This is a genomic window from Streptomyces sp. NPDC086554, assembly GCF_040686095.1.
GTDB lineage: Bacteria > Actinomycetota > Actinomycetes > Streptomycetales > Streptomycetaceae > Streptomyces.
In genome coordinates this window covers 35,587-51,056 of record NZ_JBFBJK010000022.1, presented here as the reverse complement: position 1 = coordinate 51,056, position 15,470 = coordinate 35,587, and the positions used below count along the sequence as shown (strand labels likewise).

Genomic DNA, 15,470 nt, shown 5'->3' with positions numbered 1-15,470 from the left:
GGGGCGCCACGTAGGGTTGTCCGGTATGACCGGCGACCCGCACGCACCCAGGCCCACGCAGGCCGTCGTCCTGGCCGGAGGCCAGGGCTCCCGCCTCCGTCCGTACACCGACGACCGGCCCAAGCCGATGGTCGAGATCCCCGGCACGGGGACCCCGATCATCGGCCATCAGCTGTCCTGGCTGGCCGCGGAGGGCGTCACGGACGCCGTCGTCTCCTGCGGCCATCTCGCCGAGGTCCTCCAGGAGTGGCTGGAGTTGGCGGACCTCCCGCTGAACGTCACCACGGTGGTCGAGAAGGAACCCCTCGGCCGCGGCGGCGGCCTCAAGTACGCCGCCCGTCATCTGCCGCACACGGACCGCCCCTGGTACGCGACGAACGGCGACATCTGGACCCGCTTCTCACTGCGCGACATGGCGGCCTTCCACGCCGAGCGCGACGCCACCGCGACCCTCGCCCTGGCCCGCCCCCGCATCCCGTGGGGCGCCGTCGAGACGGACGCGTTCGGCCACATCACGGACTTCATCGAGTCCCCGCCGTCCCCGTATCTGATCAACGCGGGCGTGTACGTCTTCTCCGCCTCCTTCACGGAACTGCTCCCCGACCGCGGCGACCACGAGCGCACCACGTTCCCGCGCCTGGCCCGCGAGAAGAACCTGGCGGGCTTCCCGCTGCCGCAGGGCGCGTACTGGCGGGCGATCGACACGGCGAAGGACCTCACGGAGGCGGCCAAGGAGCTTGCTTCACAGCCTCATTGAGGCCTTTTCCCTCGTACGTACGTGACTGGGGCCCGCACAGCTGCTGTGCGGGCCCCAGTCACGTACGTACACGGCGCAGGACCGGTCACCCGCCGCCGAGCAGACCGCCCACGAGCCCGTCGTTGCCGCCCGTGCTGCCGCCCTCGGGCGCGCCGGTGCTGCCGCTGGACGTCGGGCCCGTGCTGGTGGACGACGGGGGCTGCTGGGGCGAAGACTGCTGCGGCGGGGCCTGGCCGGTGCCCTGCGTCTGGGTCGGCTGCCGGCCGGAGCCGACAGTGCCGGTCTCGCGCACCTCGCCCGGAGCGGTCATGCCCGCACCCTGCGTGGGGCTCGCGGAGCTGCCCTGCGTCGGCGCCTGGGAGGCCGTGGGGCTCTGCGAGTGGCGCTGGCGCTGCTGCTTCTTGCCGGGCTCATCGGGGAGCGGTGAGCCCGGCAGTTCGTTGCGCGGCGCCTCGCCGGGCCCGGGCACGGTCACCCGGTCGGCGTCGCGCACGGCGCCGCCCAGCATGGAGCCGATCAGCAGTGTCAGCCCGACGACCAGCGCCGAGACGAGGGCGCCGCGCCGCAGCACACGCCGCCGCAGCTCCCAGATGTCGACGCGAGGACCCAGCGTCCGCCAGGCCTCTCCGGCGAGGCGTCCGTCGATGGAGTAGACGGGCGCGCCGGCGATGATCAGCGGCGACCAGGCGGCCAGATAGATGATGTCGGGCGCGTCGTAGGCGGGAACGGTCTTCCAGCTGACGGTGACGATGAGCGCGGCGGACAGCAGTACGCCGACGCCGGCGGCGACCCGCTGCCAGAGCCCGAGCACCGTGAGCACGCCGACGATGATCTGCAGGAAGGCGATGCAGAGCCCCGCGCCCACCGGATGCTGGAGGGCGAAGTCCCGCAGCGGCTCGGCGAGCGCCCAGGGGTGCAGCGAGTTCAGCCACTGGACCATGGAGCCGCGCTCGCCGCCGTCGAAGTAGACGGGGTCGCAGAGCTTGCCCATGCCGGCGTAGATGGAGATGAACCCGAGGAAGACGCGCAGCGGGAGCAGCACGACACCGAGGTTCATCCGCCGCCCGGGGTAATAGGCGTGCCGCACACCCGCCGCGGCAGCGGCTGATGTCCACGTGGCCCCGTGGCGCCGCCCGGGGGCCTCGCCGCTCTCCTCGAAATCGTCGTCGTCGTACGGGAGTTGCTCCCGCTCGTCGAGATCGCTGCCCGGCATCCGCATCTGCGGGAGCAGCCGGGTGCCGGAGTCGGGTTGGCGGGGCCCGATGACGGCGGGGGTGACCTGCGTGACCTCGAGATCGTCGTCGAGGTCGATGCGCGGGATGACCTGGGTGGCACCCCCGTCGTCGAAGGAGTCGGCGCCGCCTGCGGTCGAATGGCGCACGCCGGTGCCGCGCACCGCCTGCAGCAGTCCGGTCGCTCCGGGGTCGCCCGGCTCCGACTTCCCGCTCCAGACGACAGGCGCGCGGCGCCGTGCGGCGGAGCCGACCGCGGGGATGCGCATGGTGTCACCGGCATTGCTCAAGTGCCGGGCGATACGCGGGGATTGGGTCCACTGCGCGGCGGGGAGCTGCACGCGGAAGCTCGCGTGATTCACGATGACCTGGGCCGGGTCGCTCGGCACCTTCACCATGGTCAGCGCGGGAGCTTCGTCGAACCCTGACGAGCTTCCCCCCGTGGGATTGCGGGGTGTTCTGGTGTCCACACTCATCTAACCGAGTGATGTGTGCTTAGGACACTGCCTTGACCGTGTGGAAATGTCCGGACCGCGTCAAAGATCGCCCTACGTGCACCGCTCCACAAGAAACGCCGGAGGGGCCGTCTTCGGCCCCTCCGGCGTTCGAGAGCGATCTACGCCCGATGGCGAGAGGCCTCGTACAGCACCACGCCCGCCGCGACACCCGCGTTCAACGACTCCGTGCCACCCGGCATCGGGATCCGCACGCGGTAGTCGCACGTTTCGCCGACCAGGCGCGAGAGGCCCTTGCCCTCGCTGCCGACGACGACCACCACGGGTCCGGACAGCGCCTCGAGGTCGCCGACCTCGTGCTCCCCGTCCGCGGCGAGGCCCACGATGGCGAGCCCCTCCTTCTTGTACGCCTCAAGGACCCGCGTCAGGTTCGTCGCGCGGGCGACCGGCGTCCGCGCCGCCGCACCGGCGGACGTCTTCCACGCGCCGGCGGTCATGCCCGCGGCACGCCGCTCGGGAACGACGACCCCGTGACCGCCGAACGCGGAGACGGAACGCACCACGGCACCGAGGTTCCGCGGGTCCGTCACGCCGTCGAGCGCGACGATCAGCGGGTCCTGCCCCGCGTCGTACGCGGCGGCGGAGAGCTCCTCGGGGTGCGCGTACTCATAGGGCGGCACCTGGAGCACGAGCCCCTGGTGGTTCAGGCCGTTCGTCATGCGGTCGAGCTCGGGACGCGGCGCCTCCATGAGGTGGATGCCGCCGCGCTCACCGGCGAGCTGCAGCGCTTCGCGCACCCGCTCGTCGTTGTCGATGAACTGCTGGACGTAGAGCATCGACGCGGGCACGCCCTCGCGCAGCGCCTCGACGACGGAGTTGCGCCCGACGACCATCTCGGAGCTGCCCTTGCCGCCGCGGCCCTTCACGGGACGGCGGCCGCCGGGGGACGACGCGGAGCGCTTCGCCTTCGCGTTGGCGAGGCGGTTCTTCACATGTCCCTTGCGCGCCTCGGCGGGCGGCGTCGGGCCCTTGCCCTCAAGGCCGCGGCGTCGATTTCCGCCGCTGCCGACCTGCGCGCCCTTCTTGCCGGACATGCGGCGGTTGTTAGCGGCCATGACCTACCTGTCTGTCGTGTCGCGTGCGGCTGCACGCCTACTGCGTATGTCTATGAAGTGTGCACGTACGCAGACGCGTATGCGCACGCGTACGTAATGAAGTGTGCCGCCCGGGTCGCCGGGCGGCACATCGCGAGGTCGGAGCGCTCAGCGCGGGCCGAGCGTCCACCGCGGTCCGGAGGGGCCGTCCTCGATGACGAGGCCGGACTGGTTGAGCTGGTCACGGATGGCGTCGGCGGTCGCCCAGTCCTTGCGGCCGCGCGCCGCCTCACGCTGCTGGAGCACCAGGCGTACGAGGGTGTCGACGACCCCGTGCAGGTCTTCGCCGCGGTCGCCCTCACCGGCCCAGTGCGGGTCGAGCGGGTCGAGGCCGAGGACGCCGAGCATCGCCCGGACCTCGGCCAGGCGCGCCACGGCGGCTTCCTTGTCGTCGGCGGCAAGCGCGCTGTTGCCCTGCCGCACGGTGGTGTGCACGATCGCGAGGGCCTGCGGCACGCCCAGGTCGTCGTCCATCGCGTCGGCGAAGGCAGGCGGCACCTCGGGGGCCGGCTCGACCACTCCCCCGGCCTTCTCCACCACGCGCTGCACGAAGCCCTCGATGCGCGCGAACGCGGACTCGGCCTCGCGCAGCGCCTCCTCCGAGTACTCGATCATCGAGCGGTAGTGCGGGGTGCCCAGGTAGTAGCGCAGGACGATCGGGCGCCACGTCTTGACCATCTCCGAGACGAGCACCGAGTTGCCGAGCGACTTCGACATCTTCTCGCCGCTCATGGTGACCCAGCCGTTGTGCACCCAGTACCGCGCGAACGCGTCCCCGAAGGCCTTGGCCTGCGCGATCTCGTTCTCGTGGTGCGGGAAGATCAGGTCGATGCCGCCGCCGTGGATGTCGAACTCGCGGCCGAGGTACTTGTGCGCCATCGCCGAGCACTCCAGGTGCCAGCCGGGACGGCCGCGGCCCCACGGGGTCTCCCAGGACGGCTCGCCCTCCTTGGCGGCCTTCCACATGGCGAAGTCCCGCTGGTCACGCTTGCCGGTCTCGCCCTCGCCCTCGGGCTGCAGGAGGTTGTCGAGCTCCTGGTTGGACAGCTCCAGGTACCCGGGGAAGGAACGCACGTCGAAGTAGACGTTGCCGTCCGCCTCGTACGCGTGGCCGCGCTCGATCAGGCCGCGCATCATCTCGATCATCTCGGTGATGTGCCCGGTCGCCCGCGGCTCGTAGGTCGGCGGCAGGCAGCCGAGGACGTCGTAGCCGTCGTTGAAGGCCCGCTCGTTCTCGTAGCCGATCGACCACCACGGGCGGCCCTGCTCCGCCGACTTCCGGATGATCTTGTCGTCGATGTCCGTGACATTGCGGATGAACGTCACGTCGTAGCCGCGGTGGGCGAACCAGCGCCGCATGATGTCGAAGTTGAGGCCCGACCGGATGTGCCCGATGTGCGGGGCAGCCTGCACCGTCGCGCCACACAGGTAGATCGAGACACAGCCGTCGACGAGGGGGCTGAAGTCACGGATCTGCCGGGCGCTGGTGTCGTACAGGCGAATCGTCACCACACCAGGGTAGTGGGCGCAGGACAGTGCCCTGCGACCTCCTGGGCCAACAGGGCACGGAACTGTGACATGTGCTCTGACTCGGATGGGACTCAGAGGCGGCCGACGACCTTGCGCGGGGTGACGCGTACGACGACGCGGGGCGCGTCGTTCACGGACCGCGGGTTGAACTCCACGTACTTCAGGCCGGTGTACTTGAGCGAGAGCTCATTGATGAGCTCCTGCCCGCCCTCGGTGGTCATGCTCGCCTCGCCGCGGATCTCGGCGTACGTGTACGGCTCGTCGAACGGCTGGAGCAGCACCGTCACGCGTGGGTCGCGCCGCAGGTTCGTCTCCTTGCGGCGGCCGATCGTGGTGGAGAACAGCACGTCGTCGCCGTCCCGTTTCACCCAGACCGGTGACACCTGGGGGCTGCCGTCGGGCTGGATGGTGGCGACGGCGACGAACACCGGGGAGTCGAGCCGGGCCTTGAGCTTCTCGGACAGTTCGGCGGGCATGGAGTCCACTCCTCTACTTCGACGGCTCTTCGAGTCCTACTACCCGCTGTCGCCGTCAGTGCGACGTACGCACCACCAGAGCCGTCGCGATCGCCGCGAGTCCGTCGCCCCGGCCCGGGAAGCCGAGCCCGTCGGTGGTGGCCCCGGAGACCGAGACGGGCGCGCCGGCGGCTTCGGAGAGCACCTGCTGCGCCTCGTCGCGCCGCCTGCCGATCTTGGGCCGGGAGCCGATCACCTGCACGGCCACATTGCCGATGGTGAATCCGGCGTCCCGCACGATCCGCGCGGCTTCGGCGAGCAGCTTGATGCCGGGGGCGCCTGACCACTCGGGGCGGCCGGTGCCGAAGTGGGCGCCGAGGTCGCCGAGGCCCGCCGCGGAGAACAGCGCGTTGCAGGCGGCGTGCGCGACGACGTCCGCGTCGGAGTGCCCGGCGAGGCCGGGACCCTCGTCCTCCCATTTGAGGCCCGCGCACCACAGTTCGCGGCCCTCTTCGAAGGCGTGGATGTCGGTGCCGATGCCGACCTGCGGCAGGACGATCTGCGGGGTCTCAGAAGCCATCGTTGAGCCTCCTGCGGGCGAGTACGGCCTCGGCGAGGACGAGATCGAGGGGGCGCGTCACCTTGAAGGCCTCCTCGTGGCCGGGTACGACGACGACCTGGAGGCCCAGCTGCTCGACCATGCTCGCGTCGTCCGTGACGTTGTCGGTGACCGTCTCGTGGGCGCGCACGAGGATGTCTCGGTCGAAGCCCTGCGGGGTCTGCACGGCGCGCAGCCTGGACCGCTCGGGCGTCGCCACCACGGGCTCGGGCAGGCCTGCGTCGCGCGGCTCGACCTGCTTGACGGTGTCGGCGACGGGCAGCGCGGGCACGACGGCCGGTGCGCCGTCGCGTACGGCCTCGATGACGCCGTCGACGGTGTCGACGGGCACCAGGGGGCGGGCCGCGTCGTGCACCAGGACGACGCCGATGCCGGGCGGCAGCGCGTCGAGGCCGAGCTTCACGGACTCCTGGCGGGTCTCGCCGCCGGGGACGACGACGAAATCGGTGCGCTCGGGCAGGGCGTGGTCGTCCAGGAGCGTCTTGACCTCGGCGGCCCCGTCCGGGGGCGCCACCACGACGACCAGGGAGACGGCGCGGGATGCGGCCATGGCCCGGATGGCGTGGATGAGCATGGGGGTGCCGTTCAGCGCGCGGAGCGCTTTGGGGGCGCCCGGGCCGAGACGCACGCCGCGTCCGGCGGCGGGAATCACGACCGCGGTGCGGGATTCGCTAGACATCGGTTCCGTTCAGGTTTGTACGCTCGGCAGACATGGGTATGGCCACACCGTGCCGGGCGCGAACGCCTTGACCGGACCCTTCCGTGACATCTGGTCGAGCCAGCTGCCCGAGCCCGGCACGCCAAGCAAGCATCGGGGGAATTTCAGCAATACGTAGCAATACGTCTGGACAGGAATACGTCTGGATACGAACATGCCGCAGCGCCCGGCGACACCATTGAGGGTCAGCGGGCACCGCGGCATTTCATGGCGCCAAGACGTATGCGTATGTCAGGACGCGATCAGGACGCGAGGACCTCGTCGAGCAGGGCCTCGGCCTTGTCCTCGTTCGTGTTCTCCGCGAGGGCGAGCTCGCTCACCAGGATCTGCCGAGCCTTGGCGAGCATGCGCTTCTCACCCGCGGACAGTCCGCGCTCGCGCTCCCGACGCCACAGGTCACGCACGACTTCCGCGACCTTGATGACATCGCCGGAGGCGAGCTTCTCGAGATTTGCCTTGTAGCGACGGGACCAGTTCGTCGGCTCTTCGGCGTACGGCGCGCGCAGCACCTCGAAGACCCGGTCGAGCCCGTCCTGACCGACCACATCACGCACGCCGACGAACTCCGCATTGTCCGCAGGCACACGTACCGTCAGGTCGCCCTGGGCGACCTTCAGCACCAAGTAGGTCTTGTCCACGCCTTTGATCTGGCGAGTTTCGATGGCCTCGATCAGCGCGGCCCCGTGATGGGGATAGACCACGGTGTCGCCAACCTTGAACGTCATGTGACAGGTACCCCTTCCGTGGCTATCCATCCTAACACGAGAACGGCCTCTTCTGAATGGCGTTTTCGCAGGTCAGGGCATATCTCGGGGCTTGACAACAGCAACAGGAACGTGCTGCGGACGGCTGGCGGAGCGGGGTATTCGCAGGTGGGAGCCGCTCTTCGGGGAGGGTGAAACGTGCGCGTCACACACCCTCCGAGAGCGCTCCACCAGGCCGAACGTCCCGGTTTGCCGGGATCCAAGCGGTGAACTTCCGCTACTCCGTTCGGCGACGGAAGACAGGTGCGACTCTCCGTTCGGCACGAATCCGGAATTGATCAAGCCATCCCCGTGATCAATTTCCGGCACTTCCCCGGACCGCCATGCATTCCTTACCGGAAATCCGCAAGGCGGGCCGTGATGACTCTTGACGGCGCTTATGTGAATGGTGAACGAGAGGGCAATGATCTCGCCGTGACGGAAGAGACGCGGGTGGTGGGACGCGGGCGCTGCGGGGAGGCTGGTGGTGCCTAGGGGCGGGTCGGGTGCGGTGGTGCGGGAACGGCTCGGTAACCTAAGCCCGCTGACACACCCTTAGGGCGGCTTTACAGCCGTCCGCCCCTCCCGTACCGCTCTCGTTCAAGGAGTTGCCGCCGCCGTGAGCCGCAGCCTTCGACGTGGCGTCATCGCCGCCACCGCCATCGCGTTCTCGCTCACCTCGCTCGCCGCGTGCGGGGCCGGCAACGACGCCGCGACCAACGAGATCAAGCCGGACAACGCCGCGACCGCCGTCGGCGACATCAAGATCCAGAACGCCATGGTCATCACCCAGCCCGACCTGGAGTCGACGGGTCCCGCGGTGATCGCCGCGACGATCTTCAACAACGGCTCGACCGCCCAGACCCTGGACGGCATCACGGTCGTCGGCACCGGCAAGAAGGCCAAGATCACGCCGGGCAAGGACGACAAGAGCTCCAAGCCGGGCGGTCCGCTGACCATCCCGGCCGGCGGCTCCGTCGTCATCGGCGGCAAGGACAACGCGTCCGCCGTCCTGCCCAGCAGCCGCGAGGCCGTCAAGGACGGCAACGCGCAGCCGGTCACCTTCGCCTTCAGCAAGACCGGCGACGTGAAGATGAAGACCTTCGTCATCCCGGCCGAGAGCTACTTCAAGAAGTGGGGCCCGAGCGAGCTCCCGAAGGCGCCGGACACCAAGCCGTCCACGAAGCCGTCGGGCTCGGCCTCCACGACGCCGTCCCAGGGCGCCACCGAGGGTGCTTCGACGAACCCCTCGGGGCAGCCGTCGCAGAACCCGTCCGGTGCGGCCTCGACGCCGGCCGGGGGCGGTGCGGAGTCGCACGGCGCGGGCGACGCCGCCGAGCACTGATCGACGTACGTACGCATACGGAAGGGCGGGAACCCCGAGAGGTTCCCGCCCTTCCGTGCGTCTACGGAGACGTGGCGTACGTCTACGGAGACGCGGTTTACGGCTCGAACTTGTAGCCCAGACCCCGCACCGTCACCAGGTAGCGCGGCGCACCCGGGTCCGGTTCGATCTTGGCGCGGAGGCGCTTGACGTGGACGTCGAGGGTCTTGGTGTCGCCCACGTAGTCGGCGCCCCAGACGCGGTCGATGAGCTGCATGCGGGTCAGCACGCGGCCCGCGTTGCGCAGCAGCATCTCCAGGAGGTCGAACTCCTTGAGGGGCAGGTCGACCTTGGAGCCGGAGACCGTGACCACGTGGCGGTCGACGTCCATCCGGACCGGCCCCGCCTCCAGGGCCTGCGGCGTGACCTCCTCCGGCTCGCCCCTGCGGCGCAGGACCGCGCGGATGCGGGCCACAAGCTCGCGGGACGAGAAGGGCTTGGTGACGTAGTCATCGGCTCCTATTTCGAGGCCCACGACCTTGTCGATCTCGCTGTCCTTGGCGGTGACCATGATCACCGGGACGTTGGAGCGGCCGCGCAGCTGGCGGCAGACTTCCGTGCCGGGCAGGCCCGGCAGCATCAGGTCGAGCAGGACGAGGTCGGCGCCGTTGCGCTCGAACTCGTCGAGTCCGTCCGGGCCGGTGGCCGCGATGGCGACCTCGAAGCCCTCTTTGCGGAGCATGTAGGACAGGGCGTCGGAGAAGGACTCCTCGTCCTCTACGACGAGCACTCGGGTCACGGAAGGACCTCCGGGGCAGGGATGGGTTCGTACGCAGTGGTCTCGTCGGGCCGTGCGGTGTCGGCGTCGTTGCCGAGTCCGCCGTGACCGGATCCGCGGTCGCGGGCAGCGGCTGCTTCGGGCAGCCGCAGGGTGAAGGTGGAGCCCTGTCCCTCCGAGCTCCACACGGTGACCTCCCCGCCGTGCGAGGCGGCCACATGCTTGACGATGGCGAGGCCGAGGCCGGTGCCGCCGGTGGCCCGGGAGCGCGCCGGGTCTACGCGGTAGAAGCGCTCGAAGATGCGCTCCTTGTCCTTGTCGGAGATGCCGATGCCCTGGTCGGTGACGGCCACCTCTATGAGATCCCCGCCGGGTGCGGTGACGCGGCGGGCGGCGATGCCCACACGGGTGCGGGCCGGGCTGTAGTTCACGGCGTTCTCGACGAGGTTGCCGAGGGCCGCCGCGAGCTGGCCGCGGTTTCCCCATATCTGCAGGTCGGCGGTACCGCCCGCGGCCATGGTGATCTGCTTGTGGGAGGCCTGGTGGCGGCTGCGGTCGATCGCTTCCGCCACCAGTTCATCGACACGGACGGGCTCGGCGTCCTCCAGGGGGTCGTCGTTCTGGACCCGGGAGAGGTCGATGAGCTCCTGGACGAGGCTGGTCAGGCGGGTCGCCTCGATCTGCATCCGGCCGGCGAAGCGCTCGACGGCCTCGGGGTCGTCGGACGCGTCCATGACGGCCTCGGAGAGGAGGGAAAGAGCCCCTACCGGTGTCTTCAGCTCGTGGCTCACGTTCGCCACGAAGTCACGGCGTACGGCCTCGATGCGGCGGGCCTCGGTGAGGTCCTCGACCAGGAGGAGCACGAGGCGGGAGCCGAGCGGGGCCACGCGCGCGGAGACGGCCAGGGCCTCGCCCCGGCCGGTGCCGCGGCGCGGCAGGTCCAGCTCGACCTGGCGTATCTCGCCGTCACGGCGGGTGTCGCGGGCCATCTGGAGCATCGGCTCGACGGCGAGCTTGCCGCCGCGGACCAGGCCAAGGGCGTACGCGGCCGAGCTGGCCTTCACCACGCTGTCCGCCTCGTCGAGGACGACGGCGGACGAGCGGAGCACGGAGAGCACCGTGTCGACGCCCGGCGGCAGTACGGGGTCGGTGTGCAGGGAGGTCCGGGTGGGGCGTTTCAGGTCGCGCTCGCTCCAGCGGAACGCCAGCATGGCGATGACACCGGTGCACACCCCGGCGATCGCTGCCGCTGCGGCGACCGCCGCGTTCACGTCCATGCCTCCAGGTTATGCGCCCTTTACGCACCGGCCACAGCCATACGGGTGCGGCCTCGAACACTCGTCGCCCAGAGTTCACCGAGGGGACGGGGATGGTTCACTTCGACTGAACGGGCCGACCGGGGCCTCGGTCGGGCCGCTCCGGGGCGGACGCTCCCCGTCGCCCATAGTTCACCTCGGTGACAGGGACGGTTCATTTGGGATGTCGGAAACGGACGCGTCCGGCCCGCACCGTGGGAGCGTGGGGGTCACCCCCCGGGACGTACTAGAGAGGGACATCCACATGCGGGACGCGTACCACGAGGAACTTGACTCGATCGGCGAGGGCCTGGTCGAGATGGCCCGGCTCGTCGGGTCGGCGATCGGGCGCGCCACCACGGCCATGCTCGACGCCGACCTGAAGATGGCCGAGAGCGTGATCGCCGCTGACCAGAAGGTCGACGATCTGCAGCATGACCTGGAGGCGCGCGCGATAGCGCTGCTCGCGCGGCAGCAGCCGGTCGCCACCGATCTGCGCATCGTCGTCACCTCGCTGCGGATGAGCGCCGACCTGGAGCGCTCGGGCGACCTCGCCCAGCACGTGGCCAAGCTGACCCGGCTGCGCTTCCCCGCGTCGGCCGTGCCGCAGGACCTGCACGCGACGATCCTGGAGATGGGGCAGCTCGCGCAGCGGCTGATGGCGAAGGCCGCCGAGGTCATCATCACCAAGGACGTCGATCTCGCGCTGCAGCTCGAGCAGGACGACGACGAGATGGACCTGCTGCACCGCACGCTCTTCCAGCACCTGATGGACGACCGGTGGAAGCACGGCATCGAGACCGCCGTGGACGTGACGCTGCTCGGGCGCTACTACGAGCGGTTCGCCGACCACGCGGTGTCCGTGGCCAAGCGGGTCGTGTACCTGGTCACCGGTGAGCACGCGGATGAGATTCAGCCGGCGGGGGCGCCTGTGGAAGGGGCCTGAGGTCTCCTTCACGGGCGTCAGGGTGTGCCCCGCACCTCAAGGTGCGGGGCACACCCTTTTTGCGCGCCTTACCCGCAGCACCCGCCGCACTGGCACGGGCCTCCCGACTGGCAGCCGCAGCCGCAGCCCGAGCCGCAGCCGCAGGCTCCCAGCAGGACCAGTTCGGGCAGTCCTGGTGTCTCGGTCGGCTGCTCGGGGGTGAACACGGGGTTGGGGGACTCGGCCATGGGTCTCCTCCTCGAAGGCGTACTGCCTGTCCCCCATCTCATGCCCATGGCTGACGGCGCATCAACGGCGCACACGCGCGCGGAGGTCTTCTCTCTTACGTACGGGCGCGGAGGTCTCCTCCTCCGGCAGCCCCCTCATCAGCGACCAGTAGCCGAGCGCCGCGACCGTACCGATGACGGCGCAGATGCCCCAGAGCCAGTCCGCCCCGAACCGGTCGATCACGAAGCCGGACATCAGCGGGGCGACGAGCGCGGCCACGGCCCACGACATGGTGTACATGCCCTGGTAGCGCCCCCTGCCGTGGAGGGGAGAGAGCCGCACGACAAGACCCGTCTGCGTGGGCGCGTTGACGATTTCCGCCAGCGTCCAGACGCACACGGTCAGCGCGAAGACGCCGATCGACCCGGCGAAGGCGGTGAGCCCGAAGCCGTATCCGGCGAGCAGCGCGGAGATGACAAGGAGCGGCTGCGGGTCCCGGTGCTCGATGAAGCGGGTGACCGGGATCTGCAGGACGACGATCAGTACGCCGTTGACGGCGATGGCCATGCCGTAGTCGGCGGGCGTGAAGCCGGCCTCGCCCATGGCGACGGGGAGCCCCACGGACCCCTGCTGGAAGATCAGCGCGATGAGGAACGAAAGACCCACAACACCCATGAACCGCCCGTCCCTCAGGACGGTCCCGAGCCCCACCTCCGGCTCGGCGTCCTTCTCCAGGGCGGTGCGCACGGGCCGCGACTCCGGCAGTTTCGCGAAGACGACGATCGCGCAGGCCATGGTCATGGCGGCCTCGATGAGGAACCCGGCGAGGTAGCTGAACTCGGCGATGAAGCCGGCGCCCATGGCGGAGATCGCGAATCCGAGGTTGATCGCCCAGTAGTTGAGGGAGAAGGCCCGCACCCGGTCCTCGGGCCGCACGATGTCCGCCATCATCGCCTGGACGGCGGGCCGGGAGGCGTTGCTGGCCATACCCACCAGGAAGGCGACGGCGGCGATGGCCAACGGGTCCTTCATGAACCCGAGCAGGGCGACGGAGAGCGCGGTGGACGACTGGGCGATGAGGAGGGTGGGCCGCCGCCCGAGCCGGTCGGTCATGACACCGGCACCGAGCGACGAGATCACGCCTCCCAGACCGTGCAGGGCGGCGACGAGCCCGGCGTAGGTCGCGGAGTACCCCCGGTCCAGGGTCAAGTAGAGCGCCATGAAGGTGGCGACGAAGGCGCCGAGCCGGTTGACGAGCGTGCTGGTCCACAGCCACCAGAACTCGCGGGGAAGCCCCGAGACGGACTCTCTGGCGGCACGTCTCATGGCGGCGAGCGACATTCGGTTTCCCCCACAGATCAGACAGGCGCGCGAACAGCACGTGTAAGTGTCTCTGTTGACGACTGCACATTACGATCCCGGACTCCCGCAGAGCCAGCGGATTAACAGAAACGGTCAACTGATCCTGCTGCGGCGGGGCCTGTGTCCACGTCCCGGCCGGGCGCGCGGGGCGCCCGGCGGTTCGATTACGCTCAGGGGCATGGCCGACGCACCGTACAAGCTGATCCTCCTCCGCCACGGCGAGAGCGAGTGGAACGCGAAGAACCTGTTCACCGGCTGGGTGGACGTCAACCTCAACGAGAAGGGCGAGAAGGAGGCGGTCCGCGGCGGTGAGCTGCTCAAGGACGCCGGCCTGCTCCCCGACGTGGTCCACACGTCGCTCCAGAAGCGCGCGATCCGCACGGCGCAGCTCTCCCTGGAGGCGGCCGACCGCCACTGGATCCCGGTCCACCGCTCGTGGCGCTTGAACGAGCGCCACTACGGCGCCCTCCAGGGCAAGGACAAGGCTCAGACGCTGGCCGAGTTCGGCGAGGAGCAGTTCATGCTCTGGCGCCGCTCGTACGACACCCCGCCGCCGGCGCTGGACCGCGAGTCGGAGTACTCGCAGTTCTCCGACCCCCGCTACGCGACCCTCCCCCCGGAGCTGCGCCCCCAGACGGAGTGCCTCAAGGACGTCGTCGTCCGCATGCTCCCGTACTGGTTCGACGGCATCGTCCCGGACCTCCTCGACGGCAAGACGGTCCTGGTAGCCGCGCACGGCAACTCGCTGCGCGCCCTGGTCAAGCACCTGGACGGCATCTCCGACGAGGACATCGCGGGCCTGAACATCCCCACCGGAATCCCGCTGGCGTACGAACTGGACGCGGACTTCAAGCCGCTGAAGCAGGGCGGCACGTACCTGGACCCGGAGGCGGCGAAGGCTGCCATCGAGGCGGTCAAGAATCAGGGCAAGAAGAAGTAGCCCTGCCCCGCTCTGCGTAAGCCCCCTCCCCGTGATTCGCTCGCGAGGAGGGGGCTTTTTCGCGCGTAAGGACTTTCGCCGCCTATGGGATGGTGGTCGGGTGACGACGTTGGAGGATCTGGTTCGACTGCGGCGGGCCCGGGACACCATGGACCGCGACTACGCGGAGCCGCTCGACGTTCCCGCGCTTGCGCGCGGCGCCCTCATGTCTGCGGGGCACTTCTCCCGGAGCTTTCGTGCCGCCTTCGGTGAGACGCCGTACAGCTATCTGATGACGCGTCGCATCGAGCGGGCCAAGGCGCTGCTGCGGCGGGGCGATCTGTCGGTGACGGACGTGTGCTTCGCCGTCGGCTGTACGTCGCTCGGGTCGTTCAGCTCGCGGTTCACCGAGCTGGTCGGCGAGAGCCCGAGCGCGTACCGGGCCCGGAGCCATGACGAGGGCTCCGACGTCCCGGCCTGCATCGCCAAGATCCACACGCGACCGGTCAGGAACGGAGAAGCCGGATCCGGCGCACGGCCCTAGCGTGGAACGCATGGACATCAAGCTTTCTCAGACCTTCATCGCCGTCGACGACCACGACAAGGCGCTCGCCTTCTACCGGGACATTCTCGGCCTGGAGGTGCGGAGCGACGTCGGGTACGCCGACATGCGCTGGGTGACCATCGGGGCGCCCTCGCAGCCTGACGTGAACATCGTCCTGGAGCCCCCGCTGGCCGACCCGAACGCATCGGAGGCCGACAAGCAGGCCATGGCCGAGCTCCTCGGCAAGGGCCTGCTGCGTGGCGTCATCTTCTCGACCGACGACGTCGACGCGACCTTCGAGCGCATCAGCTCGGCGGGCGGCGAAGTGCTCCAGGAGCCGGTCGACCAGCACTGGGGCGTCCGTGACTGCGCCTTCCGCGACCCCGCCGGCAACATGGTGCGCTTCAGCCGGCCTCGCGGGCAGTGAGTCCC

The 15,470-nt window shown here is 69.8% G+C and carries 17 protein-coding genes; 6 read left to right on the top strand and 11 right to left on the bottom strand.

Annotated elements, in window-relative coordinates; genetic code table 11:
• Window positions 1-25 precede the first annotated feature (25 nt).
• Entirely contained in the window at window positions 26-757 is a 732-nt protein-coding gene (locus tag AB0O76_RS31530) for a nucleotidyltransferase family protein (RefSeq protein ID WP_365497990.1), read from the top strand.
• 85 nt (window positions 758-842) lie between these two features.
• Here the strand turns inward: AB0O76_RS31530 and AB0O76_RS31525 are convergent, their stop codons facing one another.
• From AB0O76_RS31525 to AB0O76_RS31495, 7 genes are all read right to left on the bottom strand, one after another.
• A complete protein-coding gene (locus tag AB0O76_RS31525; RefSeq protein WP_365497988.1) occupies window positions 843-2,465 on the bottom strand; it encodes a DoxX family protein in 1,623 nt (540 codons plus the stop codon).
• A 140-nt stretch (window positions 2,466-2,605) separates the two neighbouring features.
• Window positions 2,606-3,559 (bottom strand): 23S rRNA (guanosine(2251)-2'-O)-methyltransferase RlmB, encoded by a 954-nt coding sequence (gene rlmB, locus AB0O76_RS31520; RefSeq protein ID WP_360776477.1) that lies wholly within the window; start codon window positions 3,557-3,559, stop codon window positions 2,606-2,608.
• 147 nt (window positions 3,560-3,706) lie between these two features.
• On the bottom strand, window positions 3,707-5,107 hold the full coding sequence (cysS, locus tag AB0O76_RS31515; RefSeq protein ID WP_365497985.1) for a cysteine--tRNA ligase: 1,401 nt from the start codon (window positions 5,105-5,107) through the stop codon (window positions 3,707-3,709).
• A gap of 92 nt (window positions 5,108-5,199) precedes the next feature.
• A complete protein-coding gene (locus tag AB0O76_RS31510; RefSeq protein ID WP_365497982.1) occupies window positions 5,200-5,604 on the bottom strand; it encodes a PPOX class F420-dependent oxidoreductase in 405 nt (134 codons plus the stop codon).
• A 55-nt stretch (window positions 5,605-5,659) separates the two neighbouring features.
• Window positions 5,660-6,163: a 2-C-methyl-D-erythritol 2,4-cyclodiphosphate synthase gene (gene ispF / locus AB0O76_RS31505; RefSeq protein WP_365497979.1), complete on the bottom strand. Its 504-nt coding sequence runs from the start codon at window positions 6,161-6,163 to the stop codon at window positions 5,660-5,662.
• On the bottom strand, window positions 6,153-6,881 hold the full coding sequence (gene ispD / locus AB0O76_RS31500) for a 2-C-methyl-D-erythritol 4-phosphate cytidylyltransferase (protein WP_365497976.1): 729 nt from the start codon (window positions 6,879-6,881) through the stop codon (window positions 6,153-6,155). The genes ispF and ispD overlap by 11 nt, the downstream gene beginning before the upstream one ends.
• Window positions 6,882-7,162: 281 nt before the next feature.
• Complete coding sequence (locus AB0O76_RS31495) at window positions 7,163-7,645, bottom strand: CarD family transcriptional regulator (protein ID WP_003953493.1); 483 nt, start codon at window positions 7,643-7,645, stop codon at window positions 7,163-7,165.
• A gap of 637 nt (window positions 7,646-8,282) precedes the next feature.
• Here AB0O76_RS31495 and AB0O76_RS31490 point away from each other — a divergent pair.
• A complete protein-coding gene (locus AB0O76_RS31490; RefSeq protein WP_365497973.1) occupies window positions 8,283-9,008 on the top strand; it encodes a DUF461 domain-containing protein in 726 nt (241 codons plus the stop codon).
• A 97-nt stretch (window positions 9,009-9,105) separates the two neighbouring features.
• Here the strand turns inward: AB0O76_RS31490 and AB0O76_RS31485 are convergent, their stop codons facing one another.
• Both AB0O76_RS31485 and AB0O76_RS31480 read right to left on the bottom strand, forming a co-directional pair.
• The gene (locus tag AB0O76_RS31485; protein WP_111665435.1) at window positions 9,106-9,786 is read right to left on the bottom strand and encodes a response regulator transcription factor; all 681 of its coding nucleotides are present in this window, start codon (window positions 9,784-9,786) and stop codon (window positions 9,106-9,108) included.
• Window positions 9,783-11,042 carry an ATP-binding protein gene (locus AB0O76_RS31480; protein ID WP_365497969.1) on the bottom strand — a complete coding sequence of 420 codons (1,260 nt, stop codon included), beginning with the start codon at window positions 11,040-11,042 and terminating at the stop codon, window positions 9,783-9,785. Before AB0O76_RS31480 ends, AB0O76_RS31485 begins: the two co-directional genes overlap by 4 nt.
• 283 nt (window positions 11,043-11,325) lie before the next feature.
• On the opposite strand from AB0O76_RS31480, the gene phoU reads away from it, so the two are divergent.
• Entirely contained in the window at window positions 11,326-12,006 is a 681-nt protein-coding gene (gene phoU, locus AB0O76_RS31475) for a phosphate signaling complex protein PhoU (RefSeq protein ID WP_365498298.1), read from the top strand.
• Between the two features lie 68 nt (window positions 12,007-12,074).
• On the opposite strand, the gene AB0O76_RS31470 is transcribed toward phoU, so the two are convergent.
• Complete coding sequence (locus tag AB0O76_RS31470; protein WP_365497966.1) at window positions 12,075-12,233, bottom strand: hypothetical protein; 159 nt, start codon at window positions 12,231-12,233, stop codon at window positions 12,075-12,077.
• A gap of 61 nt (window positions 12,234-12,294) precedes the next feature.
• Window positions 12,295-13,554: an MFS transporter gene (locus AB0O76_RS31465; RefSeq protein WP_365497963.1), complete on the bottom strand. Its 1,260-nt coding sequence runs from the start codon at window positions 13,552-13,554 to the stop codon at window positions 12,295-12,297.
• Between the two features lie 199 nt (window positions 13,555-13,753).
• On the opposite strand from AB0O76_RS31465, the gene AB0O76_RS31460 reads away from it, so the two are divergent.
• From AB0O76_RS31460 to AB0O76_RS31450, 3 genes are all read left to right on the top strand, one after another.
• On the top strand, window positions 13,754-14,515 hold the full coding sequence (locus tag AB0O76_RS31460) for a phosphoglyceromutase (protein ID WP_365497960.1): 762 nt from the start codon (window positions 13,754-13,756) through the stop codon (window positions 14,513-14,515).
• A gap of 148 nt (window positions 14,516-14,663) precedes the next feature.
• Complete coding sequence (locus AB0O76_RS31455; RefSeq protein WP_365498294.1) at window positions 14,664-15,038, top strand: helix-turn-helix transcriptional regulator; 375 nt, start codon at window positions 14,664-14,666, stop codon at window positions 15,036-15,038.
• A gap of 10 nt (window positions 15,039-15,048) precedes the next feature.
• Complete coding sequence (locus AB0O76_RS31450) at window positions 15,049-15,465, top strand: VOC family protein (protein ID WP_365497957.1); 417 nt, start codon at window positions 15,049-15,051, stop codon at window positions 15,463-15,465.
• The last annotated feature ends 5 nt before the right edge of the window (window positions 15,466-15,470 follow it).